Below are 22,213 nucleotides of genomic sequence, written 5' to 3' on the forward strand. Positions count from 1 at the left end.
CTTAGACCCCCTGACCAAGACGCAGCAGACCCTGCTGCATGCTGTTGATGCGATTGATCACCTCGACCGAGGTCTCAAAACCGCGGGAGGCGCTCATCATGTCGGCCATCTCCTCCACCGCATTGACGTTGGAGTAGTAAACAAAACCGTCTTTATCGGCGATCGGGTTGGTCGGTTCGAGACGCTTCTCGATCTGACGATCGGACTGCACTATGCCGGCGATCTGAACCTGTGCAGACCCCAGCGCCTCTGCATCCTGCACACGCTGATAGAGAGTGGAGAAAACCGGCTTGATAGCGCGAAAAGCGGCATCTTCACTGCCTGCGGCACTGTCCACGTTCGCCAGATTGGAGGCGACGGTATCAAGTCGCACGGTTTGCGCCCGCATGGCACTGCCGGCGATGTCATAGATTCGGTTGAACGACATGATTAACGCCCCTCGATCGCTTTGGCGATCCCGGTGATTTTCATATTCAGGAAGGTCAGGCTGGTCTGGAAATCCGTGGCATTGTTGGCAAACTTGCTCTGCTCGACGCTGAGCTCAGCGGTATTGCCATCCATGGATGCCTGATACGGGATGCGATAGAGCGGATGCTGCATATCGTCAGCCATGGTGCCCTGACTGATGGCAGCGCTCTCCTCGCCTGCCGCAACTTGCTGTGCGACACGGCCAAGAATCGTCTTATAATCGACGTCCCGGGCCAGATAGCCGGGGGTATCCACATTGGCCAGATTCCCGGCCAGAATACGCGCCCGATCGGCCCGGATATCAAGGGCATAAGGGTGTACGCCAAGAGCGCTGTCAAATGAGATACTCATGCTTCATCCTTTTATGAATCAGTCAGACCGGTGAACTCGTTATCAAGACTCATGCCAATCATGAAGATCCCTTATTGGCGCTGGATGCAGCGCTGCCCCTGGCTGATCACCTTGATAAAAGGGGAAGTACCGTTTCCCGTATGGAAGCGATCAGGCCTGATCTGGCTGCTGATGCTGGCAAGCCCGCTGCACGCTGAACCCGGCGAGCTGTCGCAACAAATCGCTGCCCGCCTCAGGGAAGATGCAAGCCAGACCCTGCATGCCTACCTGCAACAACAGGGCTGGAAAATCCCGGAGGTGGACTATCAGGTGTGGATCTCTCCGGCGGTGGAACACCTTCCTCCCTGCCAGCAAGAGATCCGCTTGCAGGCCGGGGGGCAATATCGCCAGCCGTGGGGTCGTCGCCCCTACCTGATCGAGTGTGCCAACCCCTCCTGGCAACTGAGAGCCCGGGTCGAGGTCACGCTCATGCTACCTGTCTGGATGACGGCCCGGGAGATCCGGAAAGGCCAGACCATTCAGGCAGCGGACCTCGTCGAGGAGTCGCTGGATGTCAGCAGACTGCAGCGAGGTTTCATTCCCGTCTCCGAGTCACTGGCAGGCAGCAAGGCCAATCGCAATCTCAGGATGGGGCAGTTGATTGGCGAACTGGACCTGCAGAAGGCCTGGGCGGTGAAGGAGGGTGAAGGGGTGTTGATCCGAGCCGGTCAGGGCGGATTCTCGGCCACAACCCGAGGCACGGCGTTGGCAAGCGGTGCCATCGGCGATGGCATCAAGGTACGCAACAGCAGCTCAGGCAAAGAGATCCAGGCCTGGGTCATCGCAAAAGGGGAAGTCGAAACCCGTTTTTGAACCCATATAAGGGTTTTTATTCAAGTTAGGCCGACCTTGGGTCGCTTTGCAGAGATAGACCACCAGGAATTGACGTTATGAAAATCACACGCACCGACCCGCTCTACGTTCAGACCCAGTTGCAACGCAAGCAGGATGGCGCGCCAGCCCAAGTCGAGGCGCGCGCTACCAAGGCTGACGCCCAAATAAGCAGCACGGCACAGGTTGTCAATCAGGCGAGAGCCCAGCTTGCCACCACATCCGACGTGGATATGGAAAAAGTGAACCGGATCCGTCAGGCCATCAGCGAAGGAAAACTGGAGCTCGATATGGATGCACTGGGTCAGGCCATTCTGGACATGCATCGCCGATGAGCATAGAGCCGAAGCAGCGGATCAAGGAGCTGATCCTGGGCATCCAGCAAGATTGCAGCCGCTACGCCGAGCTGCAGAGCCTGTTGCTGCGCCAACACGGCTTGCTGGCAGCGCACGATGTCGATGGGCTGGCGACCCACAACCAGCAACAGACAAGATTGATGGCCGATGTGCAAAAACAGGCGCAGCAACGTTGCCACCACCTGCTCGCACTGGGACTGAAACCGGATGAAAAGGGGATGGCGACCCTGATTGCCAAACTGCCTGCCACCATGAAACCCAAAGTTGCCAGCCAGTGGCAGCAGCTCGAACTGCTGTTGCAGCAGTGTCTGCGCCAGAACGATCTCAACGGCCGTCTGCTGGCTGGGCAGATAGAGACCATCAACACGCTGCTGGGCCAGGAGCATGCTTACGGCCAGCTGGAGCGTTTTCCCGACTAATTCCCCTCTTTGAGCTGACGGTGGCGCAAGCTGGAAAGCTCGTCGAGCTGACGCTGATCCCGCAACTCCCGCTGCTGGCCGATGGCTCGCTCACGTTTGTCCAGCAGGTGCTCCAGCCCCTTGACCCGACCAAACTGCCTGACAACCTCCCCTTCATGGCGCTCCAGATCCAGCCTGGCCAGTGCCGATTGCTGAACCTGATGGGCCAGCAGATGACGCAACTGGCGATCCATCTGCTGCTTGTTCTGCCACAGCAAGGGGTGGAAGGTGGCCGAACCGGGACTCAACGAGCCGATCACCTCCTGCAACCGCAAGGCTCTCTGCTCTTCCCTTATCGCCTCTTCCCGTAAGCGCTGACGCTCCTTGCCGAGCGCCTCCAGCGCCTCCTGCTGCAAGCCGAGATAGGATTTCAACATGGCGACCTCTGATTACCTGCCCAGAACCTGCTTGAGCCCTGCCACTACCTGAGCCAGCGGGGTCTCTTCATGGATCCCCTGCTGCAGGAAGGCGGCAATGGCCGGGTAACGTTGTACAGCTTCGTCCATCTGGGGATCAGCCCCCGGTTGATAGCCACCGAGCGGCAGCAATTCGCGCACCTGCTGATAGCGCCCCCACAACTGGCGCAACGTTACCGCCAGCTGCTGCCAGTCGGTCGGCACCACTTGCGGCATCACCCGGCTCACCGAAGCACCGATGTCGATGGCCGGGTAGTGCCCCTCTTCCGCCAGACGACGGGTCAGCACTATGTGACCATCCAGAATGGCACGGGCCGAGTCGACTACCGGGTCTTGCTGGTCATCCCCTTCCGCCAGCACGGTGTAAAAGGCACTCAGGCTGCCATCAGGGTGGGTACCATTGCCGGCCCGCTCTACTAGCTGGGTCAACATGCTGAACACCGATGGCGGGTAGCCGCGCGTTGCCGGTGGCTCGCCGATAGCCAGTGCGATTTCGCGCTGGGCCTGGGCGTAGCGGGTGAGGGAATCCATCAGCAGCAGCACATCCTGCCCGCGCTCACGAAAATATTCGGCAAGACGATGGCAGAGCTGGGCGGCACGCAGCCGCATCAGAGGGGATTGATCCGCAGGAGAGGCCACCACCACCGAGCGGGCCAGACCTTCCGCACCGAGACTGTGCTCGATGAACTCGCGAACCTCGCGACCCCGTTCACCAATCAGCCCCACGATGACGATCTGTGCCGTGGTGTTGCGGGTCATCATGCCGAGCAGCATGCTCTTGCCCACGCCTGAACCGGCGAACAGGCCCAGTCGCTGCCCCTTGCCAACCGTCAGCAAACCATTGATGGCGCGGATACCCACATCAAGAGGTTCACGGATCGGCGTGCGCAGCAGCGGATTGGGCGGAGAAGAGAAGAGCGCAACGCGCTCCCCCTCGTCACGAAGAGGACGGCCATCCAGCGGCTGCAACAGACCATCGACAACCCGTCCCAGCAGATGCTCGCCAACCCTGATTGTCTCTTCGCCATCGATTGGCAGCACCCGGGCTCCGGCGTAAAGCCCTCCCATGGGCTGCAGCGGCATCAGATAGGAGATCTCCCGGTTGAAACCCACCACCTCCGCCAACAGAGATTCGCCGGATGCCGTATCGACCCGACAGCGCTGCCCCATCACCAGCTGGCAGCCGATTACCTCAAGGGTCAGCCCCGTTACGCGAACCAGACGGCCATAGCGGCGAAAACCGGGCACCTCGTCAAAACAGTCGAGCGCCGAGGTGAGCGCCTGTTGCAGGGCTTCATGCATGCTGCGGCAATTCCAGCGTGCTATTCAGCTGCTCGATGCAGGAGGCAAGGCGCTCGCCGGTATTGACCTCAATCACCGCAGCCCGTGTTTCGATGCGGGCATCGCCAATGGCCAGATTGGGGTCTACCTGCAACGGCCACCCTTCGCAACGGGTGACCCCCTGTTCGGCCAGACGCTGGCGATCCCCCTCATTGAGATAGATGACCAGCTCTTCCGAAGCAGCTGGCAGAGTCGCCAGCGCCTGCTCCACCTGATTGAGTACCTGCTGGGGATTGAGGGTAAATTCGGCCTGGATAACCCGCTTGGCCACCTGGGCCACCAGCTGGGCAATCAGCGCTTTCTGCTCCTGCATCTTTACCCGGGTCAGGGATTCCCACTGCTCCTGCAGCTTGGCAAAGGGGACCATGGCCTGATCGAAAGAGGCACGCCCCTCCGCCAAACCCTGAGCAAAGCCGCGGGTTTGTCCCTGCTGCAGCCCCTTGGCCTCCCCTTCCACCAGACCGCTGGTCAGTCCCTGCTGATATCCGGATTGATACCCTTCGTCGTGACCTTGCTCCAGCCCCTGCTGATAACCAAACTCGAACTGCTCCTGCTGATTCTGAGCCTCTTCCCCGCTCTGTCCCAAGGCAGGGAAGCGGTAGAGCCGGGTCGGGCCAGGCATCAACTTGCGCACATAGTGACTCATCAATGCCCCCTGTTAGCTGACAGTCGGTTCTTCGAACAGCTGGAACTCGATCTCGCCCTGCTCCACCAATTCGCGGACCAGCTGCATGATCTCCTCTCGGGCCTGCTCGACCTTGCGCAGGGAGACGCTGCCCTGATGCTGGATCTGATCCTCCAGTGCCTGAGCCATCCGCTTCGGCATGGCACCGAGCACCACCTTGCGGAAGCTGGTCTCGGTATTCTTGAGGGCCAGTGCCAGCAGCTCGCTCGGGATCTCCTGCACCAGACGCTGCAGGGTTTCGTCGCTCTGGCGACGCAACGTCATGAAGTCGAACATGTTCTTCTCGATTTCCAGCGCCATGTCACCATCGTGTTCACGCAGCAGCGAGAGCATCTGCTCCTTGTCGCCCTGATAGCGGTTGAGGATATCGGCAACCTGCCGCACGCCATTCACCTTGGCTCCGGACTGGTCGGCAACATAGGCAAGACAGCGATCCAGCGTCAGCCTGAGTTCACCCAGAACATGCTCGCTGACGCTGCTGAGACTGGCGACTCGCACCAGCAGATCGTCGTGCACCGAACCGGGTAGCTCATCCAGTACCGCGGAAGCGGTCTGAGGTGGCAGGAACGCCAGCAGCACCGCCTGCATCTGCGGGTGCTCATTGCGGAAGAAACGGGCCAGCACATCGGCAGGCACCCACTGCAACCGCTGGATATCCTGACTCATCACATCACCGTAGAGGCTGTCGAGCAGGCTGCGGGAGAGACGCTGACCAAGGGCCAGGTCGAGAGTCTGTTCCAGATATTCGCGGGAGGCGCTGCCGATCCCGCTCTGTTCACGATACTGGTTGAAGAACTGCTGCAAGGTCCATCGGGCTTCCATCGAACTGACGCCGGAGAGACCCGCCATCTTGGAGATAAGGCGCTGCACTTCATCGCGGGAGAGCTTTTGCATCACCTTGGCAGCAGCCTCGGTCCCCATGCTCAACAGCAGGATGGCCGCTTTCTCAAGGTTGTCGATATCGATGTCGACGGCTTTCTGGTTCAGGTTAACGTTGTTCATTGCCACTTACCCATGCTCTCACCACTTCCGCTACCCGAGCGGTATCTTTGTCAACCAGCAACTGCAGATGCTTGAGTTGTACTTCCAGCTCGGAACCCGGCTCCGGCAATGCCTCCAGATCCAGAGAAGAGAAGTGCGGCTCCCGCTCGTTGTCGGAACGGATCAGACCATTGCTCATCGGCGGCGCCGTCAGGGCAACATCATCATCCCGCCGCATGGAGAGACCCACGGTCGGCTCCTGTTCATCATCCAGCTCGTCAGAGAGCGCCTCTTCATCCGGCGCCTGTTGGGTACGAACCAGATGCTTCACCAACGGGCGGATACCGAAGAAGACCAGCGTCAGACCAAGCAGACCGCCCACCAGATAACGGAGCGAATCCTGCCAGTAAGGGGTCTCCCACCAGCTCGATTCGGGCGGAGCAATCGGCGCTGCACCGGTGAAGTCGAACACTTGCAGGCTGATCTGATCTCCGCGGGTTTCATCAAAGCCCACCGAACGCTCGACCATCTGCCGTATCTGTGCCAGCTGCTCATCATTCCAGCCACCTTTCGGGGCGCTCTGATGATTGAGCAGTACTGAGACGTTCATCTTCTCGAGCCGTCCCTGCTGATAGCGCGTATGCACTATGGTGCGGCTGTTTTCGTACTGCTTGCTGACCTCCTGCCGCTCGGTGCGGGAGTCATTTTTCTGATTTTCCGTGGTGGTGGCTGCGGTTTGATTCTGGGTCGCAGGATCATTTTTGGGCGCCGTTTCGGGAGGACGATTGGACAGAGCGCCGGGGATACCCAGTGCCAGCGCATCAATGGTCTTGTCCGATTTGCTCGACTCCTTGGTCACCACCCCTTGTGGATCCAGCTGCTGCTGGGTCTCCTCCACCGCATTGAAGTTGACGTCTGCGGCGATCTGCACCCGGAAGTTGCCGGTGCCCAGCATGGGATAGAGCATGTCGCTGGCACGCTGGCGAATGTATTGCTCCAGCTTGCGCACATACTCCATCTGCTGCACGCTCTGCTTGCCAAAACCGGCCTTGTCACCGAGTTCGGAACTCAGCAGCTGGCCAGCCTGATCGACAATAGTGACCGCCCCCGGTTTCATGCCAGAGATACTGCCTGCCACCAGGTTGGCAATGGCCTCGACCTGGCCGGGCTCCATGGCCTGCCCAGGTTGCAGATCGAGCATGACGGATGCACTCGGTTTCTCCTCGTCACGACCGACAAAGAGAGTGCGTTTGGGAATGGCGAGATGGACGCGGGCACTGCGCACCGCATCCAGCGAAATGATGGTGCGCGCCAGTTCGCCTTCCAGCGCGTGGCGATAACGGGCCCCCTCCATAAACTCACTGGTGCCGAGGCCGGTGACATTGTCCAGCCCCTCCAGACCCGCCGGCATGGCCGCTCTCACCCCTCTGGCCGCCAAGGCCATACGAACATGGGCCAGCTGATTCTCCGGCACCAGGATCTGGCCAGAGCTCTTCTCCAGCCGGAACGGCACCTGCTCCTTCTCCAGCATCTCCATGATGTTGGCGGTATCGTAGAGCTCCTGCTTGCCGTACAGGGGGACGTAGTTTTTGCTGGACGTCCACAGAATGACGACGATTGTGCCGGCAACGATGGCAGCCAGCAGGGCAATGGTCAGGATCGATTTATTGTCACGGGAGAGGCTGCGCCAGTTGCGAAGGCCCTCCTGCACGCGTGTTCTGAAGGAATCCGAAGCCCCTTGCGGGGACGTTACCAGTTCAGTCATCACTTACCTCAGAGCGGCATGCGCATAATGTCGTCAAAACCGGTCATCAGCTTGTTGCGCACCTGCATCAGGGCTGAAAAGCTGAGACCCGCTTTCTGACTGGCCACCATAGCCCCGACCAGATCATCGCTCTGGCCGGCATCAACAGCCGTCATCATGGCTGAAGCCATGTTCTGCTGTTCGTTGACTCTGCCGACAACGTCGCGCATGGCGTCGCTGAATGACACATTTGAGAGATCGTTGGATTCGATGGAAGGAGCCTGAGTGGCAACTCGTTGCATCTCCTGCATCTGCTGCAAAAGCGTTGCCTGTGATGACATCATTTCAATCTTCACGCCGTTATCCCTTAGTTTTGAAGCTGCTGCTCGATATCAATGCCCTGCTCACGCATCGCCGCCAGCTTGTATCTCAGAGCCCGGGTGGTCATCCCGAGCGCTTCTGCCGTGCGGGTACGATGGCCACGGAAGCGGCGCAAGGTCTCTAGTACAAATTGAAATTCTGCGTGCCGACGCGTCTCGCTCAACCCTTCCGGGGCGGAAAGGACTTCCGCCAATTCATGTTCGGGTTCCGCGACATAGCTGGGCAGCATCAAATCGACCGCTTGAATATGCAATCCGCGAGCCATGATTAATGAACGTTGAATGACGTTATCCAGCTCCCTGACGTTGCCCGGCCACTGATAAGCCAGCAGTTGCTTGCGGGCACTCTCGCTCAGGCGATATCCCTGCTGAGGCGCATAGCGTTCGATGAAATATTCAGCCAGCGGCAATATGTCATCAGGACGCTCGCGCAGTGCCGGCCAGTTCATCGGCAACACATCGAGGCGATAGAAGAGATCTTCCCTGAACTGGCCGGCAGCCACCAGATTACGCAGATCCTTGTTGCTGGCGGCGATGATCCGCACATCCAGCGCGATGGTCTGATGGCTACCGAGGCGCTCCACCTCACGCTCCTGCAAAACTCGCAACAACTTCGCCTGCAGTGACAGGGGCAACTCGGAGATTTCGTCGAGCATCAGGGTTCCGCCCTGCGCCTGCTCGAACTTGCCGGGCTGCGAACCCGTCGCACCGGTGAAGGCCCCCTTGTTGTGGCCAAACAGAATGGATTCGAGCATGGACTCGGGAATAGCGGCGCAGTTGATGGCGACAAACGGCTTGTGAGCACGGCTGGACATCTCGTGGATGTAACGCGCCAGACGCTCCTTGCCCGTTCCCGACTCACCGCCGATAAGAATGGTGGCAGCCGTTTTGGCTGCCCGGCGGGCAAGCTGCAACACTTGCAGGCTCATGGTCGAGACCGCGATCAGGTCTGGAATGGCCTGCCGCAGACGCAGTGCGCCCTTCACCACATCCAGCATCTGCTGCCCCCCGAAGGGCTTGATGATGTAGTCAATGGCACCGGCTCGCATCGCTTCTGCCGCAAGATAGGCCTGACGCTCATTAACCAGAATCACGCAATCAATGCCGCTAAAATCATGCACCAATTGAGGACCTACTTCGGTCATGAGATCCATATCGAGCAGGATTAAATCAACGGAACGACTGCCGAGAATTAATCTCGACTTGCGAATAGAGTCACAGCGGGAAACAGCATATCCCTGTGCAGCCAATATTCCTTCAATATCGTTCCCATCGACCATAGATGAGCTGATTAACAATAAATGGGGATCTTTCCCAAGACTGGCTGGTCTTGAGCTTTTTTTGATAGATACATCCGAAAGCATATGAACCCGAACCCGTGATTGTGGATAAAACAATCAACAGAACTGAAATGCCGAAATAAAAGACGCACAGGTACGCAGGCACTTCTAACGAGCACCTGCATCAAACCAGTGTTATATCAAGGCGGTAACAATGGCCTTGGCAACCCCGCTATCATGAGCATTCCTGCTTTTAGACCGGAGGCTTTGCGTCCTGACTTTTCAGTTCAGTTTGCCTTTTTCATGCGACTGCCCGTATTTGGACAAGACAGCACCAAATTAGTGGTGACTGCTGAGTGACACATGCGAATTTTTATATTTGTTATTTATCTTTGACGACCAAATGCGTCAAAAACAGTCACATCATAACGGCTTACAATTACAATTCAAGTAGATAGGCGGAATATATTCTTCCCATTTGCCTATTAACATGGCAGCCCTGTTTCAGCCTAGCGTACCAATAACCTCCACTCTCAACTCTTCCGGTATTTCATTATATGAGAGCACTTTGAGACCTTTTGCAAAAGATCGGGCATAACGCGCGATCAAGGGTCTAAGTTGTGGCATCACGACCAGTACCGGGGCATATCCTTGCTGCTGCAGCTGCTCTTTAACCAGCGGCATATTTTGCTGCAGCTGTGCCAGCAGTTGCGGATCAACCGGAAAACTGTCCAGCTGGATTTTCCCCTGCTGCTGCGACTGGTTCATAGCCGCCAGCAGGGTCTGCTCAAGACGGTCATCGAGCGTGAAGGTGGCAAGCACATCACGGCTACCGATCGCCTGTCTCACAATCTGGCGCTTCAAGGCACAACGAACATCGGAAGCAAGCAGCACGGGATCCTTGGTCAGCTCGCTGGCATCGAGCAGGGTCGTCGCCACCGTGCGTATATCCGTCAGGCTGACCTGTTCCTTTAGCAATTGCCGAAAAACTCGCAACTGCTGCATCTGGGTCAGGGCCAGATTGAGCTCTTCCGCCAGACGGGGCGACTGGGCCGCAAGATGTTGCCCCAGCTTGCCCACCTCGTCATGGCCAAAGAGGGCATCAAGCTGCTCACGCAGCAGCTTGCTGGCATGGGTCGCAATCACCGTTGCCGAATCCACCACCGAATAGCCAAGATTCAATGCCTTGGCCTTGTTTTCCGGTGAAATCCAGACTGCGCTCATGCCATATGCAGGATCCTGGGTCAGCTCGCCATCCAGCGAGCCATAGGTCTCGCCGCTGCTGATGGCCATCAGACGCTGACAATCGACATTGCCGGACGCCAGTGCCACACCGGAGAGCTTGATCCGGTACTGATCGGGCTGCAGCTGCAAATTGTCGCGAACCCGGATCTCGGGCAGCAGAAAACCGTACTGTTCCGATAGGGTTTTGCGAATGCCGCGCACCCGAGCCAGCAGCTCGGCACCTTTGTCAGCTTCCGCCAGCGGGACCAACCGATAGCCCAGTTCGATGGCGACGGTATCGACCGGCGGCAGATCCTGCCACTCCAGCCCTTGTGGTTCCGGCTGGGCAATCTGGCGAGCCAGCTCCTGCGCGGCATCCAGATCTGGAGTATTGACCACCCGTTTGCTCACGCTCCAGCCAGTCCAGGCCAGCACGGCGGCAAAGCTGAGGAAGGCCAGCATCGGCATGCCCGGCACCAGCCCCAGTACCAGCATGATGGCGGCGGCGGTATAGATGACGCGGGGAGAAGCCAGGATCTGGTCACCCACCTGATCCGCCATCTCACCTTCATCGCTGACCCGGGTCACAATGATGGCGGCAGCAGTAGACATCAGCAGCGAGGGGATCTGGGCAACCAAACCATCACCAATGGTCAGCAGGGCATAGCGCTGGAAGGCTTCGGCAACCGGCAGGGCGTGCTGGAAAATACCGATGGCAAGGCCGCCAACCAGGTTGATGATGAGTACCAGCATGCCGGCAATCGCATCACCGCGCACAAACTTGGAGGCACCATCCATCGCCCCGTAGAAGTCGGCTTCACGGGCGATCTCGTCCCGTCGAGCCCGCGCCTGATGCTGATCCATGGTGCCGGCATTGAGGTCGGCATCGATGGCCATCTGCTTGCCCGGCATCGCATCCAGGGTAAAGCGGGCAGACACCTCGGAGATCCGCTCGCCACCCTTGGTGATAACCACAAAGTTGATGATCATCAGGATCACGAAGACCACCAGACCCACGACATAGTTGCCGCCGATCACCACCTCGCCAAACGCCTGAATCACCTTGCCCGCCGCTTCATGACCCTCATGGCCATGCAGCAGCACCACGCGGGTCGAGGCCACGTTGAGCGACAGCCGCATCAGGGTTGCCACCAGCAACACCGTGGGGAAGACGGAGAAGTCGAGAGGGCGACGCGCCGATACGGAGACCAGCAGCACCAGTACCGCCAACACAATGTTGAAGGTAAAGAGGGCATCCAGCAGCCAGCCCGGCAGCGGCAATATCATCATGGCCAGAATGGCCAGCAGCATCATCGGGATCGCGGTATAGGATTGGGTCAATACACGCCAGTTCACAACTTACCTCTCAGGTTGACGTAATTCGGGCGGCACATGCAAAGGAGCAAGCGGGTTTGGCTTTCGCCCCTTGCCGGCCTGATACGCCCTCAACTGCAATACATGATTCAAGACATAAGCCACCGCGGTATAGAGACCCGCCGGCACTTCCTGATCTATCCGGGTGGAGTAGTAGATAGCACGGGTCAGCTCCGGCAGACTCATCACCATCTTGTCGTGCTGTTTGGCCACCTGACGGATCCGCTCAGCCATGCCATCAACCCCCTTGGCAATCACGAACGGGGCATTGGCACGCTGGGGGTCATATTTGATGGCCACTGCGTAATGGGTCGGGTTGACGATGATCACATCCGCCTGCGGTACACGCTGCTCGATACGGGCGCGAGCCAGCATGGCCTGCACCTGACGGATCCGCGCCTTGATTTCTGGACGACCCTCGCTGTTCTTGTGCTCATCCTTGACCTCCTGCTTGGTCATCCGCAACTGCTTGTTCAGCGACCAGCGCTGATAGGGCACATCCAGCACAGCGATCAACATCTGCACACCACCAAGCAAGATAAATGCCTGGGAGAGGATCCGCAGCGCCTGCTCCATGGCGGCCTGGGGTGGCATACGGTTCATCATCAGCAACGTGGGCCACTGATGCTGGAGCAGCAGCGCCAGCGTAGAGCCAATCAGCAGAATTTTAAGTACCGACTTCAGCAGTTCCATCAGGCTGTGGCTCGAGAACATCCGCTTGAGGCCCTTGAGCGGATTCAGCTTCTCGGCACTGGGGAAGAGCTTCTTCCAGGTCAGTACCATGCCCCCCGGCAACGAGCTGAGCAGAACCAGCATCAGAGCCAGAAAAGCAAACAGCGGCAACAGCACCCACAACATGTTGAGCAAGGCTTCCGCCGTCCAGTGCACCATCATTTGCGGATCCCTGGCTCCTTGCCAGTCGAACCGTTGTGGCCGTTTCATCAGCTCGGCGAAGAAGCGGCCAAAGCTGGGCACCATCCACTGCATGGCAAAGCCGCCGAGCAGCAATAGTCCCGCCGAACTGAGCTCCTTGGAGCGCGCGATCTGACCCTCTTCCCGTGCCTTGCGCAGTTTCTGGGAAGAGGCCTCTTCGGTTTTATCCTGGGCGCTGTTCTGGCTCATGAGGGGGTCAGGGCTCGCAGTTGTTCCAGCACGTGAGTCACCAGCTCAAGGTAACGGGAAGGGACACCGCTGATTGAGATAGCCATGGTAAGCAGCCCCAGCAGTAGCGTCATGGGGAAACCAAGCGAGAAGATGTTCAGCGAAGGGGCCGAGCGATTCATGACGCCAAAGGTCAGGTTGACCATCAACATGGCAACCACGGCAGGCAGAGTCAGGATCAGTGCCGCTCCGATACACCAGCCGAACAGACCGACCACCCCTTTCATGTCGAGCAGGTCGAGGGAAGAGCCGGGTGGCCAGCTGCGCAAGCTCTGCACCAGCACATCGAGCGTCACCAGATGGCCATTCAGACCAAGAAACAGCAGTGAACAGAAGACCAGCATCAACTGGCTGACGATGGGTGCGGTATCACCATTGCTGGGGTCATTCATCACCGCCATCGCCAAACCCATCTGCATGGAGAGGATCTGGCCGGCCATGGTCATGATCATGAACAGCATCTGGACGCAGAGCCCGAACAGCAACCCGAACAGCAGCTGCTCAACAGCCAATACCAGAGCACCGGTGCTGAAGGGGTCAACGACAGGCATCCCCTTGAGCATGGGGGCAATCAGCAGGCTGACGATCAGCGCCAGCAGCAGACGAACTTGCGGCGGCACCCGACCGTCGCCGAATACCGGCATGACCCAGAAAGCGGAGCCAATCCGCAGAAATGGCCACCACCACTGCCCCAGCCAGGCCGTCAGATCGGCAGCACTGAGGGACAAGAGGGAGTTCATCCGATGAGTCCGGGTATCTTCAAAAACAGGTCGTGGAACAGGGTTGTGATCTGCGATAGCAGCCAGTTTCCGGTGAAGATGAGCGTCATCAGGGTCACCAGAAAACGGGGTAAAAAGCTGAGGGTCTGCTCCTGGATCTGGGTCGCAGCCTGAAACACACTGACGACCAAGCCCACAATCAGCCCCGGCACGATCAGCACAGAGACCATCACCACGACGAGATTGACGGCGCCGCCAACCAGCGCCACGCTCTGCTCCGGCGTCATGTCAGCCTCCCCCGCCAAAGCTGGCTGCAAGGGTACCGACCGTCATCGACCAGCCATCGACCAGTACAAAAACCATCAGCTTGAATGGCAAGGAGATGATCAACGGCGAGAGCATCATCATCCCCATCGCCATCAGCACGCTGGCCACCACCAGATCGATCACCAGAAACGGAATAAACAGCATAAAGCCGATCTGAAATGCGGTATTCAACTCACTCAATACAAATGCGGGCAACAGCACCCCGAAAGGAACATCCTGCTTGGCCACCGTTGTTGGTTCACCGGAGATGCGCAGCATCTGTTCCAGATCCGGCTCGCGGGTCTGCGCCAGCATAAAGGTGCGCAGCGGTTTCTCTGCGCGAGCAACCCCTTCCGACAGGGTGATCTCATCCCTGTCAAACGGGACAAAGGCATTCTGGTATATGTCGGTCCAGACCGGACGCATGATAACCAGAGTCAGGATGAGGCTGATCCCGATCAGCACCCGGTTGGGAGGACTCTGCTGCAAACCGAGCGCCTGCCGCAAGATGGCCAGCACTATGATGATCCGGGTAAAACTGGTCATCATCAGCAACAGGGTCGGCAACAACCCCAGCACTGTCATAAAGAAGAGGATCTGCAACTTGATGTTGTAATCCTCGCCACCTGCTGCCCCCGGAGCTACCGAGAACAGGGTCATGTCAGCCCCCCAGCCAGGCAGGGAGAAGAGCAGCAGGGTCAGCAGCAGGTAACGCATCAGTCGTCCATGCCACCCAGCAGTTTGGCATCGATGACGTCAACCAGACGCAAGCCATACTTGCCGTTGACGACGACCACTTCCCCCTTGGCAAGCAGGCGGCCATTGACCCGAACATCCAGCGGCTCGCCCGCCAGTTTGTCCAGCTCAATCACAGCGCCCTCTTCTACCCGCATCAGATCGCCCAGAGGCACTTCGGTACTGGCTACCTCAAGGGTCACCTTGACCGGGATCTGGCGGAAGAAAGAGAGATCCCGCTGCTTGCTGCTACTGGTCGGCGCCATGTAGTCGGCGGCACTGGGCATGCTGATATCGTCACCAAACAGTTGATCCAGTCCATCCAGATCCAGCGGGTCATTCATATTGTGCTCGCTCATGATTCGATTTACTCCTCTACCACAGTCGCAACCTGGTAGACCAGACTGCCTTTATGTTCTGCTATGCGCCCATTGAAGCAGGGGCGGTTACCTATCAGGGCGGGCACCATCTCCGGCAGATCCAGCGACAGCAAATCTCCCACCTTGAGGCACTCCAGATCGGCCAGCGTCATCGACAGCTGCCCCATGACCACCCGCAGCCGGACCGGAACATGGCTCAATACCTGTTCCAGCTCTCCCTCGGGCAAGGCAATCCCTTCCTGAGAGTCGGATTCTTCGGACGGAAGCAGCCACATCTGCCACTGGTGGGTGCAATTGCCGGCTTGCAGGGTGGCACGGGTAGTCCACAGCTGACGGGTCGGCATGGCATCCTGCGGGATGATATTGATCTGCCACTCAAGATCTCCCAGCCCGAGGCAGGAGCACCAGATATCGACCTGATAGTGACAGAGTCGTTGCAGCAGGCGCTGTTCCGTATCAGTCACCCCTTTACCGGCAGGAAGTGCCTCCTCTTTCTGATGGAGCGTGCCACCAAAAAAGAGGACGGCCAGACGGTAGATCACCAGAGGAGAGATGGAAAAATAGACAGCGCGCTGGGGATCAACCCGGGATGTGGCCTCGACCCAGAGTTGTGGCTCGGCAACATCGGCGACGCTGGAGGCGGCGAACTCGCCATAGGCCAGCTCGCAATCAGCACTGTTGAAAAGTTGGGCCATGCAGCCGGCGACCTGCAGAGAAAAGGTGCTCAACTGGGCGTTAACCTGCTTGAGACGAGTGCGGTTTACCCGATCGATACCCAGCAGATCATAACGAGGAAGGGCTTTGCCTTGCTCGGCTCCGAGCAGGCGGGAAGGTGTGTGCACTGCACCGCTTGATGACATTAAAAATCCACCCTGACCATTTCATCTTCCCTTGCCGTCAGCCCCTTCGGTGGGGGATGCAGCATGATAGATACAACTCATCCAACCGGGTCATAGCGACCAAAAAGAGGCCGAACTTTATTACAAATTCAAAAATGCTGCCACGCGCCACATCATGTTGTGACATGTAAAAAATCCCGGTGCCGCTAAGCACCGGGATTTATCGTGACGGGTCACGCAGAATTGGGTCGGAGTCGGCCTGTAAGCCGGGTTCTGTACCGGGTTGCCCCGGGTAGCAATCATTCCTCTAGGCCAGCAATCGCTCGCTGGCTCAAGCAACCTACCCGCCCCCAACGCGGGCCGCGCCAATAGGGGCCTATTTGGTCTTGCTTCGGGTGGAGTTTACCGTGCCACGAACTGTTGCCAGTCGCGCGGTGCGCTCTTACCGCACCCTTTCACCCTTACCTGATCCCTTGCGGGCCATCGGCGGTCTGCTCTCTGTTGCACTGGTCGTAGGCTCGCGCCCCCCAGGCGTTACCTGGCACCCTGCCCTGTGAAGCCCGGACTTTCCTCCCCTCCGCCCGTCTGTCCCGAGGGACACAACGACGAAGCAGCGATTGCCCAGCCAACTCCGAGGCGCGGATTATAGCCTCGTGATGCGGGCGGGGTAAACCGGCAATTCCCGTTTACGGCAATTAATAGTGCTCGAGGCCGTACTTGTAGAGGGCATTCTTCTTCACGCCATGGATCTCGGCGGTCAGTGCGGCTGCTTTTTTGAGCGGCAGCTCGGCAACCAGCAGACCAAGAGTACGGATCGCCTCGGCCGGCAGTTCCTCTTCCTCTTTACTGGCTCCGGCAACCACCAACACGATTTCGCCGCGGCAGCGGTTTTCATCTTCGCCAAGCCAGGTCAGCATCTCGGAGGCGGGCAAGCCGTGGATGGATTCGAACGTTTTGGTCAGCTCACGACACACAACCACCTGGCGCTCGCCAAGGATGCGAGCAATCGCTTCCACCGTATCCTGTACCCGGCGCGGGGATTCGTAGAACACCAGCGAACGGGTATCTTCGATGACGGCTTGCAGGCGATCGTCACGCCCTTTGCTCTTGGCCGGCAGGAAACCTTCGAAAGCAAACCGGTCGGTGGGCAGGCCAGCAGCGCTGAGCGCCGTGATGGCGGCGCAGGGGCCGGGCAGTGGCACCACCTTGACCCCGGCTTCGCGACAGCGGGTGACCAGATGATAACCGGGGTCGCTGATGAGCGGGGTACCCGCATCGGAGACCAGAGCGACACTCTTGCCCTCTTTGATCCGGCCGATCAGCACATCGGCTTTCTGCTGCTCGTTGTGATCGTGCAGCGCGAAGGTCGGCACCGAGATTTGGTAGTGGCTGAGCAGAATGCCGGTGTGGCGGGTATCTTCGGCGGCGACCAGATCGACGCTGCGCAGAATATCCAGCGCACGCTGGGTAATGTCAGCCAGATTGCCGATCGGAGTGGGCACTATATACAGGGTTGGGATGTCACTCATGGGATCTCCGAGTGCCCCGACAATTGTGTCGCCATATTGCCCCGTTTACACTATGGGGAATTTCAACACTGGTCGGGGAATGAACTTGAACCGGGTTACAAAGCAGCTAAGTGTATCACGACTCTTCGGCATCCTACTCGCGGCAATCCTGCTGGCCGCCTGTGCGTCGGAGCCCAATCAACCTTCGGGGCAGTCTGGCATGCCGTCAGCCTTCTCGGATTTGACCAAGAATGCCCAGTGGTATCTGGAGCAGGTCGATCCCGCCAAACCGGCTGAAGCCTTTACCTGGCAGATGCTGGCAGCGCGCAGCTATCTGGCGCTCGGTCAGGCCAAACCGGCCTCGGCGCTGTTCCAACAGTTGCAGAAACAGGCCAAGGAGCCAGCCCAGAAGGCGCAGTTGCAGCTGCTGCAAGCCCACCTGCTGCTGGCTCAAGGCCATGCCAATCAGGCGCTGATCCTGCTGGAAGGCAAGCCTGAGGTTGCGCTGGATGCCGATACCCAGAAGGATTGGTATCGTCAGCGCGTGGTACTGCAGCTCGACATCAACAACAAGTTTGGTGCCGCCAAGTCCCTGATTGCACTGGAGCCCTACCTCAACCAGAGCGAGCAGGCCACCAACCATCAGCAGATCTGGTCACTGCTCAAGAGCATGACCCCTTCCACCCTGCAGGCGCTGGAAGAGGCACCGGCCCCTGACGTAACCACCGGCTGGCTGCGTCTGGCGGCACTGGTCAACGAGTTCGGTGCCCAGCCCAACCTGCTGGCGCGCCAGCTGGCAGGCTGGAAGCGCGACTTCCCCAACCATCCGGCCCAGAAAGACATGCCGGCGGGTCTTGGCGATCTGACTGCCACTGCTGCCAGCACCTCGGTGCAGCAGATTGCGGTGCTGCTCCCCCTCTCCGGCAATCTGGAGCCACAGGGCGCCGCCATCCGCAACGGTATGCTGATGTCCTACAAGGAGAATCAGGGACAATTTACCCTGAACTTCTACGACACCCAGAGCAAACCGACCATCGACCTCTACAAGCAGGCGATTCAGGAAGGGGCGGACATGATCATTGGCCCGCTGCTCAAAGACCGGGTCGAGGAGCTGCTCAAGGCCAACCCGACCGTGCCGGTTCTGGCGCTCAACGAGCTGGACAAGCCGATCGTCAACGACAGCACCTACTACTTCTCCCTCTCTGCCGCCGCCGATGCCGCGCAGGCTGCGCAGTACCTCTATACCCAGGGCTATCGCAAGCCACTGCTGATCGCCGCCCAGGGGCGGATCGGCTACAGCAGCATCAAGGCCTTTGAACAGGCTTGGGCAACCGTAAGCCAGGATAAGCCGGTAGTCGCCACCTTTGGCGGTCGCAACGAAGTGCAAGGCATGGTTAAAAACGCCCTGAGCGGCCGCTCTACTGCCCGTGCCGGCCAGGTTGTCCAGCTTTCCGACGCCGCACCGCGCAGCATCGATGTCGTCTACATCGTGGCCAACCCGCTGGAAACCCGGATGATCAAGCCCTACGTGGATATCTCCGTCAATCCGATGGGCAGCCTGCCAATCTTCACCGGCCCGCGCGGCTATGACAGCGCCGCGACCGAAGTGACCTCCGAACTCAACGGCATGCGTATCGCCGATATGCCGCTGCTGCTCGATGGTTACGAGAAGCAGCGCGAGCAAATTGCCCTGCTCTGGCCGCAGACCCAGGGCGACCTGCTGCGCCTGTTTGCTATGGGCTATGACGCCGTCGCACTGGCGGAAAATCTGCAACAGATGCGCAAGGTGGGCGGCATGCAGCAGTCCGGTATGAGTGGTCAGCTGAGCGTCGATGCCCAGGGCAATATCGTGCGGATGCTGAGCTGGGCCACCTACCAGAACGGCAAGCTGGTCGACGAGAATGCAGTCCAGCAGCTGGAGGAGCCAGCCAATGAAGGAGCTGTTAGCACGGATGCGCCAGCAATTGCAGAACCTGTTCCCGCCCCCGTCGAGCAAGGGACAGCACTTTGAGCTAGTGGCTGAACGCTGGCTGCAGGCCCAGGGTCTGCAGCCGGTGACCCGCAACTATCGCTGCCGGGGTGGCGAAATCGATCTCATCATGCACCAGGGCCAGACCCTGGTGTTTGTTGAGGTGAGGTACCGGGCCTCTGCCAGCCATGGTGGAGCGGCCAGTTCGGTTACCCGGGCAAAACAGCGCAAGATCATGCTGGCAGCGCGCCACTATTTGAAGCAACATGCCATCAACGAGGCCAGCCAGGCCTGCCGATTCGATGTGATCGCGTTCGAGGGGGACCAGCCAGACTGGATCCGGAACGCATTTTAAGAGGACCCTATGACAGACCGCATCAAAGAGAACTACACCGAAAGCATCCAGACCAAGATCGCAGCTGCCGAGGCGCTGCCGGATGCCATCCATACTGCAGCCCAGATGATCACCATCTGCCTGCTCAATGGCCACAAGGTGCTGGCATGCGGTAACGGTCCTTCTGCCGCACTGGCGCAGCTGTTTATCTCCGAGCTGGTCAACTGCTACGAGACCCAGCGCCCCTCTCTGCCCGGCATGGCACTGACCCCTGACATGGCAACCATCAGCGCCATCGCTACCGATCACGGCTTTGAAGAGGTCTACGCCAAGCAGATCCGGGCACTGGGTCAACCGGGTGACATTCTGGTGGTGATCACCACCTCGGGTCACAGCCGCAGCCTGATCAAGGCGGCGGAAGCTGCGCTCTCCCGCGACATGACCATAGTGGTACTGAGTGGTGGCGACGGTGGCGAGATGGCCGGCCTGCTGGGACCGAACGATGTGGAGATCCGCGTGCCATCCGCACGTCGGCCTCGCATTCTGGAAGTGAACCTGTTGACCCTGCACTGCCTGTGTGATCTCATCGACCAGACTCTTTTCCCGCAACAGGAAGATTGAAACCATGAACAAGCAGATCCTCATTCTTGGCCTGCTGGCCGGTTCCCTGCTGCTGCAAGGCTGTGCGGCAGTGGTAGTTGGCGGCGCAGCCGGTACTGCCAAGGCCTCCGGCGATCGCCGCACCCTGGGCGCCCAGTGGGACGATCAGGCCATAGAGCTCAAAGCAGCCAACCTGCTGGCCGACAACAAACCACTGAGCGCGGCCAGCAAGATCAGCGTCTACAGCAACAATGGCCGCGTCCTGCTGGTCGGCCAGACACCTTCTGACGTGTACAAACTCGAGGCAGGCAAAATCGTCGGTCGCATCGAAGGGGTTCGCCACGTCTACAACGAGTTGCGTCTTGGTCAACCAGCCAGCTTCACCACCCGCAGCAATGACTCCTGGATCACTTCCAAGGTGAAAGCCGATATGTTCGGCACCAAGAACTTCGACAGCACCAAGGTGAAGGTCGTGACCGAAGATAGCGAGGTATTCCTGATCGGTCTGGTTACTCGCCAGGAAGGGGAACAAGCCGTCGAGATCGCCCGCCACGTCAACGGCGTGAAGCGCGTAATCAAGGCCTTCGAGTACGCTCAGAACTGATGATGCGAAGCGGATATAAAAAACGCAGCCAACCGGCTGCGTTTTTTTATTTGATCACTTTCAGGGTCGGACGACCGCTTGGACGCGGCGGTTCCGGCTCTGGCTCCACCGGCGCCTCGGCCTGCTCCAGCCAGATGTCATAGCCAGGTTCGGGCGGGAACATGGTGCCCACGCCGTTTTCCCGGGCATGAATGGCCAACACGGCCGCCATCGGGATGTAAACCTGCTGGGAGACACCGCCAAAGCGGGCACTGAAGCTGATCGCTTCGTTATCCATGTGATACTGCACCACGGCACGTGGCGCGATATTCAGCACAATCTGCCCATCCTGAGCAAACTGCATCGGCACCATCACATGGGGAATGTTGACGTTGACCACCAGATGGGGGGTCAGGTCATTGTCCAGCAACCAGTCATAAAACGCCCGTAACAAGTACGGGCGGCTCGGGGTCATTGTCGGTTCCATGCTCATACGCCGGCACGGATCTCGCGCTCGGCCTCGGTCAGGGAGGCCTGGAAGGACTCACGCTCGAACAGGCGAACCATGTAGGCCTTCAGCTCTTTGGCACCACGACCGGTCAGGTCGATGCCAAGGCTCGGCAGACGCCACAACAGCGGAGCCATGTAGCAATCCACCAGACCAAACTCTTCGCTCATGAAGTAGGGCATTTCACCGAAGATCGGCGCGATGGCCAGCAGATTGTCCCGCAGCTCGTTGCGTGCAGCATCGGCATCGGTGCCAGCCATGATCTTGTCAGCCAGCGAGTACCAGTCCAGCTCGATGCGGTGCATCATCAGACGGCTGTTACCACGGGCTACCGGGTAGACAGGCATCAGGGGCGGATGCGGGAAACGCTCGTCCAGATACTCCATGATGATGCGCGAGGTATAGAGTGCCAGCTCGCGATCGACCAGGGTCGGTACAGAGTTGTAGGGGTTCAGCTCGGCCAGTTCATCCGGCAAGTTGGCAGGGTCAACCTGGCAAATATCCACGCTAACACCCTTCTCCGCCAGGACAATACGCACCTGATGGCTGAACATATCGTTGGCACCGGAAAACAGCGTCATTACCGAACGCTTATTGGCAGCTACAGCCATTGAACCCTCCCGTCATTTAAAAGCAGAAACGG

General features: G+C 58.9%; 26 protein-coding genes, 1 other RNA gene and 1 riboswitch. Of the genes, 7 read left to right on the forward strand and 20 right to left on the reverse strand.

Annotated elements, in window-relative coordinates; all coding sequences use genetic code 11:
• Position 1: 1 nt before the first annotated feature.
• On the reverse strand, positions 2-427 hold the full coding sequence (gene flgCL, locus AACS24_RS12505; RefSeq protein WP_108570869.1) for a lateral flagellar basal body rod protein FlgCL: 426 nt from the start codon (positions 425-427) through the stop codon (positions 2-4).
• A 2-nt stretch (positions 428-429) separates the two neighbouring features.
• Positions 430-819: a lateral flagellar basal body rod protein LfgB gene (gene lfgB / locus AACS24_RS12510; RefSeq protein WP_033115417.1), complete on the reverse strand. Its 390-nt coding sequence runs from the start codon at positions 817-819 to the stop codon at positions 430-432.
• Between the two features lie 60 nt (positions 820-879).
• On the opposite strand from lfgB, the gene lfgA reads away from it, so the two are divergent.
• The 3 genes from lfgA to lfgN all read left to right on the forward strand — a co-directional run bounded on the left by lfgA (position 880) and on the right by lfgN (position 2,464).
• Complete coding sequence (gene lfgA / locus AACS24_RS12515; RefSeq protein WP_108570870.1) at positions 880-1,671, forward strand: lateral flagellar basal body P-ring formation protein LfgA; 792 nt, start codon at positions 880-882, stop codon at positions 1,669-1,671.
• Between the two features lie 77 nt (positions 1,672-1,748).
• Positions 1,749-2,024: a flagellar biosynthesis anti-sigma factor FlgM gene (gene flgM, locus AACS24_RS12520; protein ID WP_033115419.1), complete on the forward strand. Its 276-nt coding sequence runs from the start codon at positions 1,749-1,751 to the stop codon at positions 2,022-2,024.
• Entirely contained in the window at positions 2,021-2,464 is a 444-nt protein-coding gene (lfgN, locus tag AACS24_RS12525) for a lateral flagellar protein LfgN (protein WP_033115420.1), read from the forward strand. Before flgM ends, lfgN begins: the two co-directional genes overlap by 4 nt.
• On the opposite strand, the gene lfiJ is transcribed toward lfgN, so the two are convergent.
• From lfiJ to rsmI, 16 genes are all read right to left on the reverse strand, one after another.
• A complete protein-coding gene (gene lfiJ, locus AACS24_RS12530) occupies positions 2,461-2,880 on the reverse strand; it encodes a lateral flagellar protein LfiJ (protein ID WP_108570871.1) in 420 nt (139 codons plus the stop codon). The genes lfgN and lfiJ overlap by 4 nt on opposite strands.
• A gap of 12 nt (positions 2,881-2,892) precedes the next feature.
• The gene (gene lfiI, locus AACS24_RS12535; protein ID WP_108570872.1) at positions 2,893-4,221 is read right to left on the reverse strand and encodes a lateral flagellar FliI-like assembly ATPase LfiI; all 1,329 of its coding nucleotides are present in this window, start codon (positions 4,219-4,221) and stop codon (positions 2,893-2,895) included.
• Positions 4,214-4,906 carry a lateral flagellar assembly protein FliH gene (gene lfiH / locus AACS24_RS12540; protein WP_108570873.1) on the reverse strand — a complete coding sequence of 231 codons (693 nt, stop codon included), beginning with the start codon at positions 4,904-4,906 and terminating at the stop codon, positions 4,214-4,216. Before lfiH ends, lfiI begins: the two co-directional genes overlap by 8 nt.
• Positions 4,907-4,918: 12 nt before the next feature.
• Positions 4,919-5,947: a lateral flagellar motor switch protein FliGL gene (gene fliGL / locus AACS24_RS12545; RefSeq protein WP_033115424.1), complete on the reverse strand. Its 1,029-nt coding sequence runs from the start codon at positions 5,945-5,947 to the stop codon at positions 4,919-4,921.
• Entirely contained in the window at positions 5,934-7,682 is a 1,749-nt protein-coding gene (gene fliFL / locus AACS24_RS12550; protein ID WP_108570923.1) for a lateral flagellar M-ring protein FliFL, read from the reverse strand. Before fliFL ends, fliGL begins: the two co-directional genes overlap by 14 nt.
• A gap of 17 nt (positions 7,683-7,699) precedes the next feature.
• Positions 7,700-8,026: a lateral flagellar hook-basal body complex protein LfiE gene (lfiE, locus tag AACS24_RS12555; RefSeq protein WP_082035417.1), complete on the reverse strand. Its 327-nt coding sequence runs from the start codon at positions 8,024-8,026 to the stop codon at positions 7,700-7,702.
• A gap of 11 nt (positions 8,027-8,037) precedes the next feature.
• Entirely contained in the window at positions 8,038-9,300 is a 1,263-nt protein-coding gene (gene lafK, locus AACS24_RS12560) for a lateral flagellar response regulator transcription factor LafK (RefSeq protein WP_308810134.1), read from the reverse strand.
• A 249-nt stretch (positions 9,301-9,549) separates the two neighbouring features.
• Positions 9,550-9,637, reverse strand: a riboswitch (cyclic di-GMP riboswitch).
• Positions 9,638-9,834: 197 nt separating this feature from the next.
• Positions 9,835-11,910 carry a lateral flagellar biosynthesis protein LfhA gene (gene lfhA, locus AACS24_RS12565; protein ID WP_071913353.1) on the reverse strand — a complete coding sequence of 692 codons (2,076 nt, stop codon included), beginning with the start codon at positions 11,908-11,910 and terminating at the stop codon, positions 9,835-9,837.
• 3 nt (positions 11,911-11,913) lie between these two features.
• Entirely contained in the window at positions 11,914-13,050 is a 1,137-nt protein-coding gene (flhB, locus tag AACS24_RS12570) for a flagellar biosynthesis protein FlhB (protein ID WP_104015879.1), read from the reverse strand.
• Positions 13,047-13,829, reverse strand: coding sequence for a lateral flagellar biosynthetic protein LfiR (lfiR, locus tag AACS24_RS12575; protein WP_108570875.1), 783 nt, complete (start codon positions 13,827-13,829; stop codon positions 13,047-13,049). Before lfiR ends, flhB begins: the two co-directional genes overlap by 4 nt.
• Positions 13,826-14,095, reverse strand: coding sequence for a lateral flagellar biosynthetic protein LfiQ (lfiQ, locus tag AACS24_RS12580; protein WP_041210142.1), 270 nt, complete (start codon positions 14,093-14,095; stop codon positions 13,826-13,828). The genes lfiR and lfiQ overlap by 4 nt, the downstream gene beginning before the upstream one ends.
• Position 14,096: 1 nt before the next feature.
• Positions 14,097-14,831: a flagellar type III secretion system pore protein FliP gene (fliP, locus tag AACS24_RS12585; protein ID WP_042030105.1), complete on the reverse strand. Its 735-nt coding sequence runs from the start codon at positions 14,829-14,831 to the stop codon at positions 14,097-14,099.
• Positions 14,831-15,208 carry a lateral flagellar motor switch protein LfiN gene (gene lfiN, locus AACS24_RS12590; protein ID WP_033115432.1) on the reverse strand — a complete coding sequence of 126 codons (378 nt, stop codon included), beginning with the start codon at positions 15,206-15,208 and terminating at the stop codon, positions 14,831-14,833. The genes fliP and lfiN overlap by 1 nt, the downstream gene beginning before the upstream one ends.
• A gap of 8 nt (positions 15,209-15,216) precedes the next feature.
• Complete coding sequence (gene lfiM / locus AACS24_RS12595; RefSeq protein WP_181364169.1) at positions 15,217-16,089, reverse strand: lateral flagellar motor switch protein LfiM; 873 nt, start codon at positions 16,087-16,089, stop codon at positions 15,217-15,219.
• A 225-nt stretch (positions 16,090-16,314) separates the two neighbouring features.
• Positions 16,315-16,701: RNase P RNA component class A (gene rnpB / locus AACS24_RS12600), an RNA gene on the reverse strand.
• Positions 16,702-16,763: 62 nt separating this feature from the next.
• Positions 16,764-17,597, reverse strand: a complete 834-nt coding sequence (gene rsmI, locus AACS24_RS12605; protein WP_043850973.1) for a 16S rRNA (cytidine(1402)-2'-O)-methyltransferase — start codon at positions 17,595-17,597, stop codon at positions 16,764-16,766.
• 199 nt (positions 17,598-17,796) lie between these two features.
• On the opposite strand from rsmI, the gene AACS24_RS12610 reads away from it, so the two are divergent.
• Genes AACS24_RS12610 through dolP form a run of 4 tightly spaced genes read left to right on the forward strand, consistent with a single transcriptional unit; the run spans position 17,797 to position 21,083 of the window.
• On the forward strand, positions 17,797-19,587 hold the full coding sequence (locus AACS24_RS12610) for a penicillin-binding protein activator (protein ID WP_258222927.1): 1,791 nt from the start codon (positions 17,797-17,799) through the stop codon (positions 19,585-19,587).
• Positions 19,529-19,900: a YraN family protein gene (locus tag AACS24_RS12615; protein ID WP_181364170.1), complete on the forward strand. Its 372-nt coding sequence runs from the start codon at positions 19,529-19,531 to the stop codon at positions 19,898-19,900. Before AACS24_RS12610 ends, AACS24_RS12615 begins: the two co-directional genes overlap by 59 nt.
• A gap of 9 nt (positions 19,901-19,909) precedes the next feature.
• Complete coding sequence (locus AACS24_RS12620) at positions 19,910-20,500, forward strand: D-sedoheptulose-7-phosphate isomerase (protein ID WP_005336275.1); 591 nt, start codon at positions 19,910-19,912, stop codon at positions 20,498-20,500.
• Positions 20,501-20,504: 4 nt separating this feature from the next.
• Positions 20,505-21,083 carry a division/outer membrane stress-associated lipid-binding lipoprotein gene (gene dolP / locus AACS24_RS12625; protein WP_033115436.1) on the forward strand — a complete coding sequence of 193 codons (579 nt, stop codon included), beginning with the start codon at positions 20,505-20,507 and terminating at the stop codon, positions 21,081-21,083.
• Between the two features lie 46 nt (positions 21,084-21,129).
• Here dolP and AACS24_RS12630 read toward each other — a convergent pair whose 3' ends face one another.
• Both AACS24_RS12630 and sspA read right to left on the reverse strand, forming a co-directional pair.
• The gene (locus tag AACS24_RS12630; RefSeq protein WP_033115437.1) at positions 21,130-21,555 is read right to left on the reverse strand and encodes a ClpXP protease specificity-enhancing factor; all 426 of its coding nucleotides are present in this window, start codon (positions 21,553-21,555) and stop codon (positions 21,130-21,132) included.
• Complete coding sequence (sspA, locus tag AACS24_RS12635; RefSeq protein WP_033115438.1) at positions 21,552-22,181, reverse strand: stringent starvation protein SspA; 630 nt, start codon at positions 22,179-22,181, stop codon at positions 21,552-21,554. Before sspA ends, AACS24_RS12630 begins: the two co-directional genes overlap by 4 nt.
• Positions 22,182-22,213 lie beyond the last annotated feature (32 nt).

Source organism: Aeromonas sp. HMWF016 (genome assembly GCF_963878195.1).
Taxonomy (GTDB): domain Bacteria; phylum Pseudomonadota; class Gammaproteobacteria; order Enterobacterales; family Aeromonadaceae; genus Aeromonas; species Aeromonas lacus.